The organism is Phaeovulum veldkampii DSM 11550, from assembly GCF_003034995.1.
Taxonomy (GTDB): Bacteria; Pseudomonadota; Alphaproteobacteria; order Rhodobacterales; family Rhodobacteraceae; genus Phaeovulum; species Phaeovulum veldkampii.
Window position 1 is genome coordinate 47,460 of sequence record NZ_PZKF01000006.1, and the last position, 18,135, is coordinate 65,594.

At 65.3% G+C, this 18,135-nt stretch carries 19 protein-coding genes; 12 read left to right on the plus strand and 7 right to left on the minus strand.

Annotation, left to right across the window (positions count from 1 at the left end; genetic code table 11):
• Nucleotide 1: 1 nt before the first annotated feature.
• The 3 genes from C5F46_RS03940 to C5F46_RS03950 form a co-directional block, all read right to left on the minus strand.
• Nucleotides 2-1,030, minus strand: coding sequence for an enoyl-CoA hydratase/isomerase family protein (locus C5F46_RS03940; RefSeq protein WP_107324060.1), 1,029 nt, complete (start codon nucleotides 1,028-1,030; stop codon nucleotides 2-4).
• Nucleotides 1,027-2,172 (minus strand): acyl-CoA dehydrogenase family protein, encoded by a 1,146-nt coding sequence (locus C5F46_RS03945; RefSeq protein WP_107324061.1) that lies wholly within the window; start codon nucleotides 2,170-2,172, stop codon nucleotides 1,027-1,029. The genes C5F46_RS03940 and C5F46_RS03945 overlap by 4 nt, the downstream gene beginning before the upstream one ends.
• A gap of 128 nt (nucleotides 2,173-2,300) precedes the next feature.
• Nucleotides 2,301-3,800: a CoA-acylating methylmalonate-semialdehyde dehydrogenase gene (locus C5F46_RS03950; RefSeq protein ID WP_107324062.1), complete on the minus strand. Its 1,500-nt coding sequence runs from the start codon at nucleotides 3,798-3,800 to the stop codon at nucleotides 2,301-2,303.
• Nucleotides 3,801-3,902: 102 nt separating this feature from the next.
• Between C5F46_RS03950 and C5F46_RS03955 the strand changes: the two genes are divergently transcribed.
• A complete protein-coding gene (locus C5F46_RS03955) occupies nucleotides 3,903-4,796 on the plus strand; it encodes a LysR family transcriptional regulator (RefSeq protein ID WP_107324063.1) in 894 nt (297 codons plus the stop codon).
• A 93-nt stretch (nucleotides 4,797-4,889) separates the two neighbouring features.
• Complete coding sequence (gene coaD / locus C5F46_RS03960; RefSeq protein ID WP_107324064.1) at nucleotides 4,890-5,381, plus strand: pantetheine-phosphate adenylyltransferase; 492 nt, start codon at nucleotides 4,890-4,892, stop codon at nucleotides 5,379-5,381.
• A gap of 21 nt (nucleotides 5,382-5,402) precedes the next feature.
• Here coaD and C5F46_RS16575 read toward each other — a convergent pair whose 3' ends face one another.
• From C5F46_RS16575 to purB, 4 genes are all read right to left on the minus strand, one after another.
• Nucleotides 5,403-5,546: a hypothetical protein gene (locus C5F46_RS16575; RefSeq protein ID WP_168796828.1), complete on the minus strand. Its 144-nt coding sequence runs from the start codon at nucleotides 5,544-5,546 to the stop codon at nucleotides 5,403-5,405.
• Between the two features lie 216 nt (nucleotides 5,547-5,762).
• Nucleotides 5,763-6,818, minus strand: coding sequence for a flagellar motor switch protein FliG (locus tag C5F46_RS03965; RefSeq protein WP_168796827.1), 1,056 nt, complete (start codon nucleotides 6,816-6,818; stop codon nucleotides 5,763-5,765).
• A gap of 66 nt (nucleotides 6,819-6,884) precedes the next feature.
• The gene (locus C5F46_RS16580) at nucleotides 6,885-7,040 is read right to left on the minus strand and encodes a hypothetical protein (RefSeq protein ID WP_168796826.1); all 156 of its coding nucleotides are present in this window, start codon (nucleotides 7,038-7,040) and stop codon (nucleotides 6,885-6,887) included.
• A gap of 75 nt (nucleotides 7,041-7,115) precedes the next feature.
• Entirely contained in the window at nucleotides 7,116-8,420 is a 1,305-nt protein-coding gene (gene purB / locus C5F46_RS03970; RefSeq protein ID WP_107324065.1) for an adenylosuccinate lyase, read from the minus strand.
• A gap of 191 nt (nucleotides 8,421-8,611) precedes the next feature.
• Between purB and C5F46_RS03975 the strand changes: the two genes are divergently transcribed.
• From C5F46_RS03975 to C5F46_RS04020, 10 genes are all read left to right on the plus strand, one after another.
• Complete coding sequence (locus tag C5F46_RS03975) at nucleotides 8,612-9,775, plus strand: isovaleryl-CoA dehydrogenase (RefSeq protein ID WP_107324066.1); 1,164 nt, start codon at nucleotides 8,612-8,614, stop codon at nucleotides 9,773-9,775.
• A gap of 38 nt (nucleotides 9,776-9,813) precedes the next feature.
• A complete protein-coding gene (locus C5F46_RS03980) occupies nucleotides 9,814-10,326 on the plus strand; it encodes a lysozyme inhibitor LprI family protein (RefSeq protein WP_168796825.1) in 513 nt (170 codons plus the stop codon).
• A 112-nt stretch (nucleotides 10,327-10,438) separates the two neighbouring features.
• A complete protein-coding gene (locus C5F46_RS03985; protein ID WP_107324068.1) occupies nucleotides 10,439-12,043 on the plus strand; it encodes a carboxyl transferase domain-containing protein in 1,605 nt (534 codons plus the stop codon).
• A gap of 129 nt (nucleotides 12,044-12,172) precedes the next feature.
• Nucleotides 12,173-14,092 carry an acetyl-CoA carboxylase biotin carboxylase subunit gene (locus C5F46_RS03990; protein WP_107324069.1) on the plus strand — a complete coding sequence of 640 codons (1,920 nt, stop codon included), beginning with the start codon at nucleotides 12,173-12,175 and terminating at the stop codon, nucleotides 14,090-14,092.
• Entirely contained in the window at nucleotides 14,089-14,733 is a 645-nt protein-coding gene (locus C5F46_RS03995; RefSeq protein ID WP_107324070.1) for a glutathione S-transferase family protein, read from the plus strand. Before C5F46_RS03990 ends, C5F46_RS03995 begins: the two co-directional genes overlap by 4 nt.
• Nucleotide 14,734: 1 nt before the next feature.
• A complete protein-coding gene (locus C5F46_RS04000) occupies nucleotides 14,735-15,586 on the plus strand; it encodes a hydroxymethylglutaryl-CoA lyase (RefSeq protein ID WP_107324071.1) in 852 nt (283 codons plus the stop codon).
• Nucleotides 15,586-16,368: a crotonase/enoyl-CoA hydratase family protein gene (locus tag C5F46_RS04005; protein WP_107324119.1), complete on the plus strand. Its 783-nt coding sequence runs from the start codon at nucleotides 15,586-15,588 to the stop codon at nucleotides 16,366-16,368. Before C5F46_RS04000 ends, C5F46_RS04005 begins: the two co-directional genes overlap by 1 nt.
• A 241-nt stretch (nucleotides 16,369-16,609) precedes the next feature.
• Entirely contained in the window at nucleotides 16,610-16,975 is a 366-nt protein-coding gene (locus C5F46_RS04010; protein WP_107324072.1) for an NADH-quinone oxidoreductase subunit A, read from the plus strand.
• Nucleotides 16,966-17,499: a NuoB/complex I 20 kDa subunit family protein gene (locus C5F46_RS04015; protein ID WP_275955487.1), complete on the plus strand. Its 534-nt coding sequence runs from the start codon at nucleotides 16,966-16,968 to the stop codon at nucleotides 17,497-17,499. The genes C5F46_RS04010 and C5F46_RS04015 overlap by 10 nt, the downstream gene beginning before the upstream one ends.
• Before the next feature lie 12 nt (nucleotides 17,500-17,511).
• The gene (locus C5F46_RS04020) at nucleotides 17,512-18,111 is read left to right on the plus strand and encodes an NADH-quinone oxidoreductase subunit C (protein ID WP_107324121.1); all 600 of its coding nucleotides are present in this window, start codon (nucleotides 17,512-17,514) and stop codon (nucleotides 18,109-18,111) included.
• Nucleotides 18,112-18,135: the final 24 nt, after the last annotated feature.

Below are 18,135 nucleotides of genomic sequence, written 5' to 3' on the forward strand. Positions count from 1 at the left end.
CTTACTCCCATATCGCGGCCTCGCGGCCGAGCGGTTCGAGCATCCGCGCCACCTCGGCGGCGTCAAGCGCCTCGATCCCGGCATGACGCCAGCGGGGCTGGCGGTCCTTGTCGATGATCTGGGCGCGCACTCCTTCGAGAAAGTCGCCCGTCTCGCAGGCGCGCCAGGTAAAGCGGAACTCATGGTCCAACGCATCGCGGATGCTAGCAAGCTTGCGCGCCCCGCGCACGAGATCAATGGTCGCGGCCATCGACAGCGGCGAATTGCGCGCGATCGCCTTGAGGCAATCGGCTGCAAAGGCGGTCCCCGAGGCGGTCAGCCGCGCGACGATTTCGGCCAGCGTGGGGGCTGAAAAGGCCGCGTCGATTTCGGCCTGAAGGCCGGGCAGGCGGGCATCTGGGGCAGGGGTGCGATTGATCTGCGCCGGGTCGGCGGTTTCGATCAGGCGCCCTTTCAGCGCGGGCCAGTCTGCCTCGGGCACGAAGGCATCGGCAAAGCCTGCATAGATCGCGTCCGCCGCCCCGATCCGCGCGCCGGTAACGCCCAGATATTCGCCCACATGCCCCGGCGCCCGCCCCAGAACAAGCGACCCGCCCACATCGGGGATCAGCCCGATCCCGCTTTCGGGCATGGCAATCTGCGTGGTTTCGCCCACCACGCGGTGGCTGGCATGGCCCCCCACGCCCACGCCGCCGCCCATCACAAAGCCCTGCATCAGCGCGACCACAGGCTTGGGGTATTCGGCGATCTTGGCGTTCATGCGGTATTCGTCGCGCCAGAAATCACGCCCGACCGAATAATCGCCCGCCTTGCCGGCGTGATAGACCGCCGCAATATCACCGCCCGCACAAAAGGCGCGCGGGCCCTCGGCGTCAATCAGGATCAGTTGCACCTCCTCGTCCTCGCGCCAGTCATCCAGCGCGGATTCAAGCGTCAGGCTCATCGGATGGCTCAGCGCGTTCAACGCCGCGGGGCGGTTGAAGGTGATATGGCCAACCCGGCCAACCTTGCGGGCGAGCAGGTCCATCAGCCGCGCTCCGCCAGCATCGCGCGGCTGATGATCAGGCGCATGATTTCGTTGGTGCCTTCCAGAATCTGATGCACGCGCAGGTCGCGCACCAGCTTTTCGATCCCGTAATCGGCCAGATAGCCATAGCCGCCATGCAGTTGCAGGCAGGCGTTGGCCACGTCAAAGGCCGCATCGGTCACATACATCTTGGCCATGGCGCAGAACTTGGTCGCGTCCGGTGCGCCGATGTCCAGCTTCCACGCCGCCTGCCGCAGGAAGATGCGGGCCGATTGCAGCCTGACCTCTTGCTCTGCCAGCCGGAATTGCAGCGCCTGAAACTGATCGAGTGTGCGCCCGAAGGCCTTGCGTTCGCCCATATAGGCCAGCGTCAGGTTCAGCGCCTGTTGCGCGCCACCCAGGGCGCTGGCGGCGATGTTCAGCCGCCCGCCATCCAGCCCCGCCATGGCATAGCTGAAACCCTTGCCTTCCTGGCCGATCAGGTTTTTCAGCGGGGTCACGCAATCGTCGAACTGCACCTGCGCGGTGGGCTGGGCGCGCCAGCCCATCTTGTCTTCCAGGCCGCCGAACGACAGCCCCGGCGTGCCCGCCTCGACGATCACGGTGGAAATGCCCTTGGGGCCATCCTCGCCGGTGCGCACCATCACCACATAAACATCGGAATAACCGCCGCCCGAGATGAATGCCTTGGTGCCGTTCAGACGGTAGCCTGCATCGGTGCGTTCTGCCCGCGTGCGCAACGCTGCCGCGTCTGACCCTGACCCCGGTTCGGTCAGGCAGTAGGAAAACACCTTTTCCATGCTGCACAGCGCGGGCAGCCAGCGCGCCTTGACCTCGGGGCTGGCGAATTTGTCGATCATGCCGCCGCACATGTTATGGATGGTCAAGAACGACCCAACTGCGGGGCAGGCCATCGCCAGCGCCTCAAAGATCAGTGTCGCATCCAGCCGCGTCAGGCCCGATCCGCCATACTCTTCCGACACATAGATCCCGCCCAGCCCCAGTTCGGCCAGCTTGGGCCACAGCGCCTTGGGGATGCTGCCCTCGGCCTCCCACTGGCGGGCGAAGGGGGCAATGTGTTCTTGCCCAAAGGCATGTGCCATGTCGAACATGGCCTGCTGTTCCTCGCTCAGCGCGAAATCCATGCGTTCCTCCCCGAACTGAATGAATTGAACGAGTGTTTAGTTTTCATTCCTTGCGACAGTTTTGCAAGGCCCGAGCGGGCGAAGGCGGTTTCGTAGCAAACGCCTTCGCCCGGTGCCGGTTTTCAGTCTCACTCCATCGCGCGGAAGTTGAAGGCCGAGCCTTCCTTGATACCCGAGGGCCAGCGCGAGGTGACGGTTTTGGTGCGGGTGTAGAAGCGGAAGCTGTCCGGCCCGTGCTGGTTCAGGTCACCAAAGCCCGATTTCTTCCAGCCGCCAAAGGTGTGATAGGCCAGCGGAACCGGGATCGGCACGTTGATACCGATCATGCCGATGTTCACCCGGTTGGCAAAATCGCGCGCGGTGTCGCCATCGCGGGTAAAGATCGCCGTGCCGTTGCCGTATTCATGGTCCATCGCATAGGCCAGCGCCTCTTCGTAGCTGTCTGTGCGCACGGTGGACAGAACCGGACCAAAGATTTCCTGCTTGTAGATGTCCATGTCGCGGGTGACGTTGTCAAACAGCGTCGGGCCGACAAAGAAGCCGGTTTCATAGCCCTGCAACTTGAAGTTGCGTCCGTCGCAGACCAGCGTTGCGCCCTGTTCGACGCCCGAGGTGATCAGACCCTTCACCCGCTCCAGTGCGGCGCCGGTGACAAGGGGGCCGTAATCGACATCATTGCCCGCCGTCCAGGGGCCGACCTTCAGCTTTTCGATCCGCGGCACCAGCCGCTCGATCAGCCCGTCGGCGGTGGCCTTGCCCACCGGCACCGCCACCGAAATCGCCATGCAGCGTTCGCCCGCCGCGCCATAGCCGGCGCCAATCAGCGCATCGGCGGCCTGATCCAGATCGGCGTCGGGCATGATGATCATGTGGTTCTTGGCGCCGCCAAAGCACTGCACGCGCTTGCCGTTGGCGCAACCGCGGCCATAGATGTATTGCGCGATCGGGGTGGAGCCGACAAAGCCGATCGCCTGGATCGTGTCATTGTCGATGATCGCATCGACCGATTCCTTGTCGCCGTTGATCACCTGCAACACGCCATCGGGCAGGCCAGCCTCTTGCAGCAGCGCGGCCAGCATCAAAGGCACCGACGGGTCACGTTCCGACGGTTTCAGGATGAAGGCGTTGCCGCAGGCCAGCGCGGGCCCCATTTTCCACAGCGGGATCATGGCGGGGAAGTTGAAGGGCGTGATGCCCGCCGCAACGCCCAGCGGTTGACGCAGCGAATACATGTCGATGCCGGGGCCGGCGCTGTCGGTGAATTCACCCTTCAGTAGATGCGGTGCGCCGGTGCAGAATTCGATCACCTCAAGCCCGCGCTGGACGTCGCCCTTGGCGTCGGGAAAGGTCTTGCCGTGTTCGGACGACAGCGCCTCGGCCAACTTGTCCATGTCGCGATTGATCAGGCGGACGAATTCCATCATCACGCGGGCGCGTTTTTGCGGGTTGGTCGCCCCCCATTTTACCTGCGCCTCGGCGGCATCGGCCACGGCGGCATCCAGTTCGGCCTTGGTGGCCAGTGCCACGCGGGCCTGCACCTCGCCGGTGGCGGGGTTGAACACATCGGCAAAGCGGCCCGAGGTGCCCGCAACCAGCTTGCCGTTGATCCAGTGACCGATCTCTTTCATCTCATCCTCCCGAGTGATGGTTGGCAGCATGTTAGCCTTGCAGAATTGCGCGTGATATAGGAAGTATGGCAAAATAGTTTTGCAATTTCGCAAAGACCGTCGATGCCTGACTGGGATGATCTCAAGGTGTTTCTGGCGGTGGCACGGGCCGAAAGCCTGTCGGGTGCCGGGCGCGGGCTGAAATGCGATGCGGCCACCGTCGGCCGCCGCGTGGCCCGCCTGGAAGAGGCGCTGGGGGCCAAGCTGTTCCTGCGCTCGGCGCAGGGCTATGCGCTGACCGATGCCGGGACGCGGCTTTTGCCCCATGCCGAACGCGCCGAACAGGCGTTGTCGGCGGCGGCCGAGGAACTGGGCGGGGCGGCGGGTGCGCTTAGTGGGCAGTTGCGCATCGGCGCACCCGACGGCTGCGCCAACTATCTGCTGCCGCAGGTCTGTGCTGAATTGTGCGATGCCAATCCGGGGCTGGAAATCCAGATCGTCGCACTGCCGCGGGTGTTCAACCTGTCCAAGCGCGAGGCCGACATGGCCATTGCGGTATCGCCTCCGGCGGCGGGTCGGCTGACGGTGCAAAAGCTGACGGATTATCACCTGCATCTGGCCGCCCATCACGACTATCTGGCCCGCCATGCCCCGATCCGGTGCCGTGCCGATCTGCGTGGGCACCGGATGATCGGCTATATTCCCGACATGATCTTTGACAAGGAACTGGACTATCTGGCCGAAACCGGGGCCGAGACGGTGGCGCTCGCCTCGAACTCGGTTTCGGTGCAGATGCAGGCGGTGCGGGCGGGGGCGGGCTTGGGCATCGTGCATGATTTCGCTATCCCCTTTGCGCCGGGTGTTGTGCGAGTGCTGCCTGCCGACATCGCGCTAAGGCGCAGCTTCTGGCTGATCCGCCATGCCGATGACCGCCGGTCCGACCGACTGACCCGGCTGGCCGAGGCGCTGGGCCAGGGGCTGCGCCGCGAGGTGGCGCGGCTGGAGGCGCAGGTCTGACCAATGCCGCGCCGCGGCACGGCTGGGCTTGCATTTCGGTCCGGCCTATAGTCACAGTCCCGTGACAGCAACAGCGGTTGCGGGAGGACAGACATGCGCATCGGCCTTTACCCCGGCACATTCGACCCGGTGACGCTGGGCCATATCGACATCATCCAGCGTGCTATGGCGCTGGTGGATCGGCTGGTGATCGGCGTGGCGATCAACCATGACAAGGGACCGCTGTTTTCGCTGGAAGAGCGGGTGGCGATGCTTGAGGCCGAGTGCGCCGAAATCGCGGCCCGCTGCGGCGGGCAGATCGTGGTGCATCCGTTCGATAACCTGCTGATCGACTGCGCGCGCGATGTGGGCGCGGGCGTCATCATCCGCGGTCTGCGCGCGGTGGCCGATTTCGAATACGAATTCCAGATGGTCGGCATGAACCGGGCGCTGGATTCCAGCGTCGAGACGGTGTTTCTGATGGCTGATGCGCGGCGGCAGGCCATCGCCTCGAAACTGGTCAAGGAAATCGCCAGGCTGGGGGGCGATGTGTCGAAATTCGTCACCCCCGCGGTGCGTGACGCGCTGGTGGCGCGGTTTGGCTAAGGCCTGCCCGCGCTATTCCCGCTAGCGCCAGAACGCCATCCATTCGACCAGGTCCAGCAGCTTGCGGGCAAGAAACAGCGTGGCCTGCGCCCCGTTCAGCCCCGCATCAACCGCCAACGCTGCGGCGATCAGCAGGCCCAGGCCCAGTGCGATGCGGTTGGTCATCCTGTCTCCGTCGAAAATAGGCCCGCTTTTCGCGGGTGGGTTCGGCTTTGATTTGCGGCTTTGGCGCCGGGTTTCGGCCCGTGCCGGGGGGGCATCCGCCACCGTGCCGGTCTGTGGCCCGTGCACCCGTGCCCGCCGCGGCGCGGGCACGCTGCCCCAAAGCTTCGCAGCCCGCAAGGGCCTGTCGCTACGGGCGGGCACGGCGTGCTGACGCCTTTAGCCGTCTTCTTCTGCGGTGATCAGGGTCAGCTCGCCCGCAGCCTCCATCGTGCGGATCGCGGCCACGACACTGGCCATCGCCTCTTCGGCGTCCTTTTCGCGCACCTTGCCACGGTTTGTCACCTCGTCGCGCAGCCCGGCCGCCAGCCGTTGCGAGATATTGGCCAGAATGAACTCGGCCGTCGCGGCATCGGCCCCCCTTGCCCCGGCCAGCGCGGTGACGACCAGCGCCTGATCAACAGCGCGCAGCACCTTGGGGATGTCGCGCGCTTCGACCCGGTCGGGGATGTTGGCAAAGGTAAAGATCGCGCGGCGCACCTCTTGGGCAAAGGCGGCGTCGTCTTGTTCCAGCCCCTCCAGCACCGAATCGCGCGTGGCGGCAGCGGAAAAATTCAGGATCGCGCCGACCCGTTCCACCGGCCCCGCCTCGAATGCCTTCGGCGGCTCTGCCTCAAGCTGGGTGACCAGCGACTGGCCGATCCGCAGCACCATCTCGGGTGCGACGTTGCCGGTCAGCGACACCGCATAGGCGATGCGCCGCGCCCGGTCGCCGGGAAGGCGGCCCAGCAGATCGGCGGCCTTGGCCACGCCAAGTTTCGACAGCATCACCGCGCCCACCTCGGTGCTTTCCTCTTCCAGAACCGGCACCAGTCGTTCAGCGGGCAGCGCCGCGATTCGGTCCCACGGATCGGTGCGCGCGGCCGCCCCCGCCATCCGCCGCAGTCGGTTGGCGGCTGAGGCTGACAGGTGCCCGTCGAGCAGCCCCAATGCCCCGTCAAGCCCTCCCGGAAAGGCCAGTCCGACCGCCTCCAGGGTGTCACAAAATTCCTCGATCACCGCCGACAATGTGTCACGATCCACCATTTTCATGCTGGCAATCTGTTCGGTCAGCGCTGTCTGCAAATCGTCGGGCAGTTGCGCCAAGGGCAGCTGCGCGCCCTCGGCCAGCAACAGCCGCACGATGATGGCAGCCTTTTGGCGCCGCGTCAGCGGTTGCGCCACAATGGTGACGCCGGGGGTTGCCCCCCCGCGCGCCGGTGCAATCGCGTTCACCTGACCCCCCGTTCTTGCCGATCCTGTCGGATCACTTTGGCGAGGCCGGGTTAAGAGCGCGTTACGTCAGCTGGAATGAACGACGCAGGCCTTGGCGGCCTTGTCCCAGACCTGACCCGTTGGGCAGCTCATCGCCTGACGTTCTTCCCAGCAGCCTTCGGCTTGGGCGGCCAGCGGCGCCAGCGAAAGCACAACAATGGTCGCAAAACGGCCAATAGTCATCACAAGTCTCCCTTCCGCGGTTTTCCCTGCGGAAAGGAGACCACGAATCAGCCGCGATCCGGCATCACGCCTGCGTTACGCGCCAAAGACGCGCCGGAAGATCGTGTCCACATGCTTGGTATGATAGCCCAGATCGAACTTCTCCTCGATCTCGGCGGGGGGCAGGGCTGCCGTCACCTCTGGGTCGGCCAGCAGTTCGGTCTTGAAATCGGCCCCCTGCTCCCAAACCTTCATCGCGTTGCGCTGCACCAGACGATAGGCATCCTCACGCGACACACCCGCCTGCGTCAGCGCCAGCAGCACCCGCTGGCTCATCACCAGACCGCGGAACTTGTTCATGTTGGCCAGCATGTTTTCGGGATAGATCACCAGCTTTTCCACCACCCCGGCCAGCCGGTTCAGCGCGAAATCAAGCGTGATCGTGGCATCGGGCGCGATCCCGCGTTCCACCGACGAATGCGAAATGTCGCGTTCATGCCACAGCGCCACATTCTCCATCGCCGGAATCACCGCCATGCGGACCAGCCGGGCAAGGCCGGTCAGGTTTTCGGTCAGCACCGGGTTGCGCTTGTGCGGCATCGCCGACGATCCCTTTTGGCCGGGGCTGAAGAATTCCTCGGCCTCCAGCACCTCGGTGCGCTGCATGTGGCGAATTTCGATGGCGATATTTTCGATGCTGGAGGCGATCACGCCCAGCGTCGCAAAGAACATCGCGTGCCGGTCGCGCGGAATGACCTGGGTGCTGATCGGCTCGGGCGTCAGGCCGAGCATCTTGCAGACATGCTCTTCGACGGCTGGGTCGATATTGGCAAACGTGCCCACCGCGCCCGAAATTGCCCCGGTCGCCACTTCGGCACGGGCCGCTTGCAGGCGGGTGCGGTTGCGGTCCATCTCGGCGTAAAAGCGGGCGAAGGTCAGGCCCATCGTGGTGGGTTCGGCGTGGATGCCGTGGCTGCGGCCGATGCGGACCGTATCCTTATGTTCATGGGCGCGCTTCTTCAGCGCAGCCAGAACGCGGTCCATGTCGGCCAGCAGAATATCCGCCGCGCGCACCAGTTGGATGTTCAGCGTGGTGTCCAGCACGTCGGAGCTGGTCATGCCCTGATGCACGAAACGCGCATCCTCGGACCCGATGTGTTCGGCCAGATGGGTCAGAAAGGCGATCACGTCATGCTTGGTGACGGCCTCGATCTCGTCGATGCGGGCCACGTCGAACTGCACATCCTTGGCGCGCCAGACCGCTTCGGCATTGGCCTTGGGGATCACGCCAAGGGTGGCCTGCGCGTCGCAGGCGTGGGCCTCGATTTCATACCAGATGCGGAACTTGGTCTCGGGCGACCAGATGGCGACCATTTCGGGGCGGGAATAACGCGGGATCATCGGGGCCTCCGGGGCTTGCAGGGTTGGGGGCGTGATAGCTGCGCGGGGGGGCTGGGGCAAGCCGCTCGTCCGCGCTGACGGGGCTCTTTGGCCGATCTGCGCGCTTGACGCGACTCGGTTTTCGCGCAATTAAATGAACATGCGTTCAATAACGAGCGCCACAGGATGACCGTCAGCGCGGGGAGGCGTCGATGTTTCTGGGCAGCATGAATTTCGATCTGGGCGAGGATGTGAACGCGCTGCGCGACATGGTGCACCGCTGGGCGCAAGAGCGGGTGAAGCCGATTGCCGCCGATGTGGACCGTTCGAACTGCTTCCCCGAGCCGCTTTGGCGCGAGATGGGGGATCTGGGGCTGCTGGGCATCACGGTTTCCGAAGACTATGGCGGTGCCGGGATGGGCTATCTGGCCCATGTGGTCGCCACCGAGGAAATCGCCCGCGCCAGCGCCAGCGTCAGCCTGTCTTATGGCGCGCATTCCAACCTTTGCGTGAACCAGTTGAAGATCAACGGCACCGAGGCGCAGAAACACAAATACCTGCCCGAACTGATTTCGGGCGCCAAGGTCGGTGCGCTTGCGATGAGCGAGACGGGCGCAGGCTCGGATGTGGTCGGGATGAAGCTGCGCGCCGAAAAACGCGACGGCTACTATCTGCTGAACGGTCACAAATACTGGATCACCAACGGCCCCGATGCCGATACGCTGGTGGTCTATGCCAAGACCGATCCCGAAGCGGGGGCCAAGGGCATCACCGCCTTCATCGTCGAGCGCGGCTTCAAGGGCTTCTCGACCTCGCCGCATTTCGACAAGCTGGGGATGCGCGGGTCGAACACCGGCGAACTGATCTTTGAAAACTGCGAAGTGCCCGACGAAAACGTGCTGGGCCAGGAAGGCCGCGGCGTGCGTGTGCTGATGTCGGGGCTGGATTATGAACGTGTGGTGCTGTCGGGCATCGGCACCGGCATCATGGCCGCCTGCCTTGACGAGATCATGCCTTATCTGCGCGACCGCCAGCAATTCGGCCAGCCGATCGGCAGCTTTCAACTGATGCAGGCCAAGATCGCCGACATGTATACCGCAATGAACTCGGCCCGCGCCTACACCTATGCTGTTGCACGGGCTTGTGATCGCGGCGAGGTGACGCGGGCCGACGCTGCCGCCTGCGTTCTTTATGCCAGCGAACAGGCGATGGTGCAGGCCCATCAGGCCGTGCAAGCCATGGGGGGCGCAGGGTTTTTGGCCGACAGCGTGGTCAGTCGGCTGTTCCGCGACGCGAAACTGATGGAGATCGGCGCAGGCACATCCGAAATCCGGCGGATGCTGGTGGGGCGTGAACTCATGAAGGCGATGGAGTAAGCAAAGATACATTCTTCACTCAACAAATGAGGTGTATCATGCGACTGGTCCCGATCATGGCGGCTCTTGCGCTGTGCGTTCCCGGTGTGGCCCTTGCCCAGCAGGCCGTGCCATTCACGCCCGAGGCGACCGAAACCTGCCTGAGCAATGCGCAGGGCGCCTCGGCCAAACGCGATTGCATCGGCGCTTCGGCGCAGGCCTGCCGCAAGGCGATGAAAGACCCCGCCAATACCGACATTGCCGCCTGCATGGGGGCCGAGGCGGAATACTGGACGCTGCGGATGAACACCGCCTACGATCAGATGATGGAAAAGGCCAAGCTGGCCGACGAGAAATTCGCGCAAAACGCCAAATCCAAGGCGATTCCGTTCAAACTGACCGAGGATCTGGAGCTGATGCAGACCGCCTGGGCCGACTGGCGCGAAAAACGCTGCTCGGTCGAGGCGATGATGCGCCGCGGCACGCCCTATACGATGACGGCGGCCTCGAACTGCACGATGAAACTGATTGGCGAACAGGCGCAGTTTCTGGAAAGCGCCGTGGCCTACTAGGCAAACCGTCCGGGCCGCGCGCCCTGCGCCGCCCGGACCCTTGGGGGGAGACAGGGGTGACACACAGACATGACCGGCCACTTGGCCCCACCCGTTCGCGGGAGGGGTGGGCATGAAGCTTCTCTCGCAGGTTCTCCCGAGTTCCGACGCCTTCCGCGCCAATCGCGCGGCGCATTTGGCGATGCTTGATCAGGTGGCCGAGGCTGCGGCCCATGCCGCCGCAGGGGGGGGTGAAAAGGCGCTGGCGCGCCATGTCGGGCGCGGCAAGATGGCGCCGCGCGACCGGGTGGCGGGGCTGCTCGATCCCGGTTCGCCCTACCTCGAAATCGGCGCCACCGCGGCGCATGGGCTGTATCACAATGCTGCCCCCTGCGCAGGTGTGATCGCCGGGATTGGCCGGGTGATGGGCCAAGAGGTGATGGTGGTGGCCAACGACGCCACCGTAAAGGGCGGCACCTATTACCCGATGACGGTGAAAAAACACCTGCGCGCGCAGGAAATCGCCGAGGACTGCGCGCTGCCCTGCATCTATCTGGTCGACTCGGGCGGCGCCAACCTGCCCAATCAGGACGAGGTCTTCCCCGACCGCGACCATTTCGGGCGCATCTTCTACAATCAGGCGCGGATGAGCGCAAAGGGCATTCCCCAGATCGCGGTGGTGATGGGGTCTTGCACCGCGGGCGGCGCCTATGTTCCCGCCATGTCGGATGTCACGATCATCGTGCGCGATCAGGGCACGATCTTCCTCGCCGGCCCCCCCTTGGTCAAGGCGGCGACGGGCGAGGTGGTCTCGGCCGAAGATCTGGGCGGCGGCGATGTGCATACCCGCCTGTCGGGCGTTGCCGACTATCTGGCCGAGGATGACGCGCATGCGCTGGCGCTGGCGCGCCGCGCAGTGGGCAACCTCAACCGCCGCAAGCCCGAAACCGTGGTCTGGGCCACACCCGAAGACCCCGCCTACGACCCCGACGAAATTCTCGGCGCGGTGCCCGCCGACCTGCGCACGCCCTACGATATCCGCGAGGTGATCGCGCGGGTGGTGGACGGATCATACTTCGACGAATTCAAACCGCGCTTTGGCGAAACGCTGGTGACGGGCTTTGCGCATGTGATGGGCTGCCCGGTGGGGATTGTCGCCAACAATGGCGTGCTGTTCTCCGAGGCTGCGGTCAAGGGCGCCCATTTCGTCGAACTGTGCAGCCAGCGTGGTATCCCGCTGGTGTTCTTGCAAAACATCACCGGTTTCATGGTCGGGCGGAAATACGAAAACGAAGGCATCGCGCGCCACGGCGCCAAGATGGTGACGGCGGTGGCCACCACCAATGTGCCGAAAATCACGATGCTGGTGGGCGGCAGCTTTGGCGCGGGCAATTACGGCATGGCAGGGCGGGCCTATTCGCCCCGGTTCCTCTGGACATGGCCCAATTCGCGCATCAGCGTTATGGGCGGCGAGCAGGCCTCGGGCGTGTTGGCCACCGTCAAACGCGAGGGGATCGAGCGCGCGGGCGGCCAGTGGACCGCCGAGGAAGAGGCCGAGTTCAAGCGCCCCACCATCGAGATGTTCGAGCGTCAGAGCCACCCGCTTTATGCCTCGGCCCGGCTTTGGGACGATGGCATCATCGACCCGCGCAAGACGCGCCAGGTGCTCGCGTTGTCGCTGTCGGCGGCCCTTTGCGCGCCGGTCGAACCGACGCGCTTCGGCCTGTTCCGGATGTAACTTTCTTGCCTCCGGCGGGGATATTTCTGCCAAGATGAAGGGGTCACTTCATCTTGGTGCAAATATCCCCGGGGGTGCGGGGGCAGGCAGCCCCCGCCGCGACGGCAGCCAGATGAGGGAAGACAGGAAATGTTCAGAAAGATCCTGATTGCCAACCGCGGCGAGATCGCCTGCCGCGTGATCGAAACGGCCCGACGGATGGGCGTGGCGACGGTGGCCGTCTATTCCGATGCCGACCGGGGCGCGCGTCATGTGGCGCTGGCCGACGAGGCGGTGCATATCGGCGGCCCGGCGCCTGCCGACAGCTATCTGCGCGGCGATGCGATCATTGCGGCGGCGCGTGCCACCGGCGCGCAGGCGATTCATCCGGGCTATGGCTTTCTGTCGGAGAACCCTGGTTTCGTCGATGCGGTGCAGGCGGCGGGGTTGGTGTTCATCGGGCCCTCGGGCGATGCGATCCGGGCGATGGGATTGAAGGACGCCGCCAAGCGCCTGATGGCCGAGGCGGGCGTTCCGGTGGTGCCCGGCTATCACGGCGACAATCAGGACGCCGAGCATCTGGCCGGCGCCGCCGACGCGGTCGGCTATCCAGTGCTGATCAAGGCGGTGGCGGGGGGCGGCGGCAAGGGGATGCGGCGGGTCGATCAGCCGCGCGATTTCGCCGCCGCGCTGGAAAGCGCGCAGGGCGAGGCGCGCACCGCCTTTGGCAACCCCGCCGTGCTGATCGAGAAATACGTCGAAAAGCCCCGCCACATCGAGGTGCAGGTGTTTGGCGATGGCAAGGCCGCGCTGCATCTGTTCGAGCGCGACTGCTCGCTGCAGCGCCGCCACCAGAAGGTGATCGAAGAGGCCCCGGCCCCCGGCATGACCCCCGAGATGCGCGCCGCCATGGGCCAGGCCGCGGTGCGCGCCGCCGAGGCGATCGGCTATTGCGGGGCCGGCACGGTGGAATTCATCGTTGACGCCAGTGACGGGCTGCGCCCCGACCGGTTCTGGTTCATGGAAATGAACACCCGCCTACAGGTCGAACATCCGGTGACCGAGGCGATCACCGGCGTCGATCTGGTCGAATGGCAGTTACGCGTCGCCTCGGGCGAGCCCTTGCCCTGCGCGCAGCAGGATCTGGCGATCCGTGGCCATGCCTTTGAGGCACGGCTTTATGCCGAGGATGTGCCCGCGGGCTTTCTGCCCGCCACGGGGCGGCTGGCGCATTTGCGCTTTTCCGAAGGGTTCCGGGCCGATACCGGGGTTCGGGCGGGCGATACGATCAGCCCGTGGTATGACCCGATGATCGCCAAGATCATCACCCATGGCCCCACCCGCGCCACGGCGCTGGGCCAGTTGGCCCGCGCGCTGGAGGAGACCGAGGTGGCGGGGTCGGTCACCAACCTGGCCTTTCTGAGCGCGCTGGCCCGTCATCCGGGCTTTGCCGCAGGCGATGTGGATACCGGGCTGATCGCCCGCGATCTGGAGGCGCTGGTGGCGCCGCCGGTGGCCTCACCTGCCGTGACCGCGCTTGCGGCGCTGGCCGCACTGGGGCTGGAGGCGGGGCAGGGGGCGGGCTTTACTCTGTGGGCACCGCTGCGCCGTGCGTCCCCGCTGGAGGGGGTGGCTGCGGTGGTGCTGGCCCATGCCCCCGGCCATGCCACGGTCGAACTGGACGGCCAGCCCCATGATTGCCGCCTGCACCCCGATGGCTGGTGGGTGGACGGGGCCAAGACCGGCGCGCGCCTTCTGCGCCATGGTGATCGGGTTACCGTGTTTGCGGGGGCGGCGTTCCAGTTTCGTGTGGTCGATCCGCTGGCGCGGCAGGTGCAGGTGGCGGGCGGCGGGCTGACGCTGGCGCCGATGCCGGGGGTGGTGAAGGCGGTATTCGTGGCGCCGGGGCAGGCGGTGGTGCTGGGCGACCGTCTGGCCGTGCTGGAGGCGATGAAGATGGAACACACGCTGACCGCCGCGCGCGGGGGCGTGGTGGCCGAGGTGCTGGTGCCCCCCGGCACACAGGTCGAGGCCGGGGCCGCGCTGATCCGGCTGGAGGACGAGCCATGATCCGGCTGCACCACGTTCCGCAGGCGCGCAGCTTTCGCATTCTGTGGCTGCTGGAAGAGCTTGGTCTGCCGTTCGAGGTGGCGGAACATTCGTTCTTCGACAAGTCGCTGCGCACCCCCGACTATCTGGCCCTGTCGCCCGCGGGCCGGGTGCCCGCGCTGGAAATCGACGGTCGGCGACTGTTTGAAAGCGGGGCGATCACGCAATATCTGTGCGAGCGTGAAGGCGCCCTGCTGGGTGCACCCGCCGAACGGGCCGACTGGCTGGAATGGCTGCATTTTGCCGAAACCATCGCGGTTCATGTGGCCAACCTGACCCAGCAGCATATCGTGCTGCGCGAGGACTGGATGCGCAGCCCCACGGTGATGCGGCTGGAGGCGGCGCGGCTGGCCAAGACGCTGGAGGTGGTCGAACGCGGCCTGGCGGGGGACCATCTTCTGCCCTCGGGGTTTTCCGCGGTGGATATCGCGGTGAGCTATGGGGCGATGATCGGGCAGCGGTTCGTATCGCTCGATCCGCTGCCGGGGCTGCGCGACTGGCTGGCGCGGCTGTCTGATCGCCCCGCATTTGCCCGCGCAGTGGTGCGTGACGGGGTGGCACAGATCTATACCCGCGACTTCTACCCCGCGCCGGAGGGATGAGATGGCCGAATTCGTCGAAATCTTTGAAATGGCCCCGCGCGACGGCTTGCAGAACGAAAAGCGGCTGATCCCGACGGCGGACAAGATCGCGCTGGTCGATTGCCTGAGCCGCGCGGGGTTCCGGCGGATCGAGGTGACGAGTTTTGTTTCGCCAAAGTGGGTGCCGCAGATGGCCGATGCCGCCGAGGTGCTGGCAGGCATCGCCCGCGCGCCCAGTGTGCGGTATGCCGCGCTGACGCCGAACCTGAAGGGCTATCAGGCTGCCCGCGCCGCCGGTGCCGATGAGGTGGCGATCTTTGCCTCGGCCAGCGAAGGTTTCAGCAGGGCGAACCTGAATTGTTCGATCAACGAGAGCATCGAGCGGTTTTTGCCGATCATCGAGGCTGCAAGGCTCGATCAGGTAAGGGTGCGTGGCTATGTTTCTGTGGTTACCGATTGCCCCTTTGACGGCGCGGTGGCGCCGGGGGCGGTGGCGCGCGTGGTGGCCGCGCTGCGCGATCTGGGCTGCTACGAGGTCAGCCTTGGCGATACGATCGGGCAGGGCAGGCCCGAAACGATCACCGCGATGCTGCGCGCGGTGCTGGACGAGATGCCCGCGCAAAGCCTTGCTGGCCATTACCATGACACGGCGGGCCGGGCGCTGGACAATATCGAAGCCTCGCTGGCGCTGGGCCTGAGAGTGTTTGATGCGGCGGTGGGGGGCTTGGGTGGGTGCCCCTATGCGCCGGGCGCCGCGGGCAATGTGGCGACCGAGGCGGTGGACGCGCGGCTGCGCGCGCTGGGCTATGACACCGGCCTTAAGGCAGCGGTTCTGGCCGAGGCGGCGGCGCTGGCACGGGGGATGAGGGGATGATGTTTCAGACGATCACGGCAGATATCGACGCGCGCGGCGTGGCGCGGCTGACGCTGAACCGGCCTGAAAAGCACAATGCGCTGAATGCCGCGATGATCGCGGAGCTGACACGGGCCGCGCAGGCGCTGGGTGCAGATCCCGCGGTGCGGGTGGTGATCTTGCAAGCCGCGGGAGAGAGTTTCTGTGCCGGCGGCGATCTGGGCTGGATGCGCGATCAGATGGCCGCCGACGGTCCCACCCGCGCGGTCGAGGCCACCAAGCTGGCGCTGATGCTGAACGCGCTGAACATCTGTCCCAAGCCGGTGATCGGGCGCATCCACGGCAATGCCTTTGGCGGCGGGGTGGGGATGATGGCGGTCTGTGATGTGGCCATCGGCGCCACGCCAGCACGTTTCGGGCTGACGGAAACCCGGCTGGGGCTGATCCCCGCCACCATCGGCCCCTATGTTCTGGCGCGGATGGGAGAGGCGCTGGCGCGGCGGGTGTTCATGTCGGCGCGGCTGTTCGGGGCCGACGAGGCGGTGCGATTGCAACTGCTGGCCCGCGCCGTGGAGGTCGCCGATCTTGACGCGGCGATCGAGGCGGAAGTCGCCCCCTATCTGGCCTGCGCGCCGGGGGCCGTAGCCGAGGCCAAGGCGCTGGCCCGCCGTCTCGGTCCGCCCATTGACCAAGGCGTGATCGAGGCGACCATCGCCGCGCTGGTGGCCCGCTGGGAAAGCCCCGAGGCGGCCGAAGGGATCGCGGCCTTTTTCGACCGGCGCAAGCCCGGCTGGGCGCGATAAGGCGGTTACCGAGGGAGAGATTCGCGCGGCGCTTCGTTCCGGGGGGCGCCTTGGCCCCGCGCTGCCCCGAAAACCGGAGAGGCCCCTGCGTCATCTTGTGCACAATCGTATACATTTTGTCGCGACACCCCCGGAAACGAGGGTTTTCGTCCCTGCCTTCGGTTGACCGGAGAATGGTGCATCGTTAAATCACATTCATCCGGCCCGTTGTGGACGGATCGCTCAGGGGAGGGGGCAGCCGATGGACGAGATGTTGCGAGAGTATCTTCCGATCCTCATCTTCCTTGCGCTGGCAACCGGGCTTGCGCTGATCCTGATCCTTGCCGCCGCGCTGATCGCGGTGCGCAACCCCGACCCAGAAAAGGTTTCGGCCTACGAATGCGGCTTCAACGCCTTTGACGACGCGCGGATGAAATTCGACGTGCGCTTTTACCTCGTGTCGATCCTGTTCATCATCTTTGACCTTGAGGTGGCCTTCCTGTTCCCCTGGGCTGTCGCCTTTGGCAGCCTGTCGGATGTGGCCTTCTGGTCGATGATGGTGTTTCTGGGCGTGCTGACCGTGGGCTTTGCCTATGAGTGGAAGAAGGGGGCGCTGGAATGGGCGTGATGACCGGAGCCAATACCGCCGGCCCTGACCGCGAGGTAGCCACAGTCGCGCTGAATGCCGAGTTGCAGGACAAGGGTTTTCTGCTGACCTCGGTCGAGGATGTGATCAACTGGGCGCGCAACGGCAGCCTGCACTGGATGACCTTTGGTCTGGCCTGCTGCGCGGTCGAGATGATGCATACTTCGATGCCGCGCTATGACCTGGAACGCTTTGGCACCGCGCCGCGCGCCAGCCCGCGCCAGTCTGACCTGATGATCGTGGCGGGCACGCTGACCAACAAGATGGCGCCCGCACTTCGCAAGGTCTATGACCAGATGCCCGAGCCGCGCTATGTGATCAGCATGGGGTCTTGTGCGAATGGCGGCGGCTATTATCACTACAGCTATTCGGTGGTGCGCGGCTGCGACCGGGTCGTTCCGGTCGATATCTATGTGCCGGGTTGCCCACCCACGGCCGAGGCGCTGCTGTATGGCATCCTGCAGTTGCAGCGGAAAATCCGCCGCACCGGCACGCTGACGCGCTGAGGAGTGAACGCCATGCCCGAATCCCTGCGCGAACTTGCGGCTCATATCGAAGTGCGGCGCCCCGGCGACGTGCTGGCCACCGAGGTGGCCTTTGGCGAATTGACGGTAACGGTGACGCCTTCGGGCCTTGTCGATTTCGTCGAATTTCTGCGCACCGATGCGACCTGCCGGTTCTCTTCGCTGGTGGATATCACCGCGGTTGACTGGCCGCAGCGCCCGGCGCGGTTCGACGTGGTCTATCATTTCCTGTCGATGTATCAGAACCATCGTATCCGGGTTAAGGCTGCGGTGCGCGATGATGAGTTGGTGCCCTCGATCACCTCGGTTCACCCGTCGGCCAACTGGTTCGAACGCGAAGTGTTCGACATGTTCGGCATCCTGTTTTCAGGCCACCCCGATCTGCGCCGCATCCTGACGGATTACGGCTTTCGCGGTTATCCGCTGCGCAAGGATTTTCCCACCACGGGCCATGTCGAACTGCGCTATGATGAGGCCGAAAAGCGCTGCGTCTACGAACCCGTCAAACTGGTGCAGGACTATCGTCAGTTCGACTTCCTCAGCCCCTGGGAGGGGGCGCATGGCCAGTTGCCCGGCGATGAAAAGAAAGCCTGAGCCCGTTCGGGCGGCCCGCCGCCC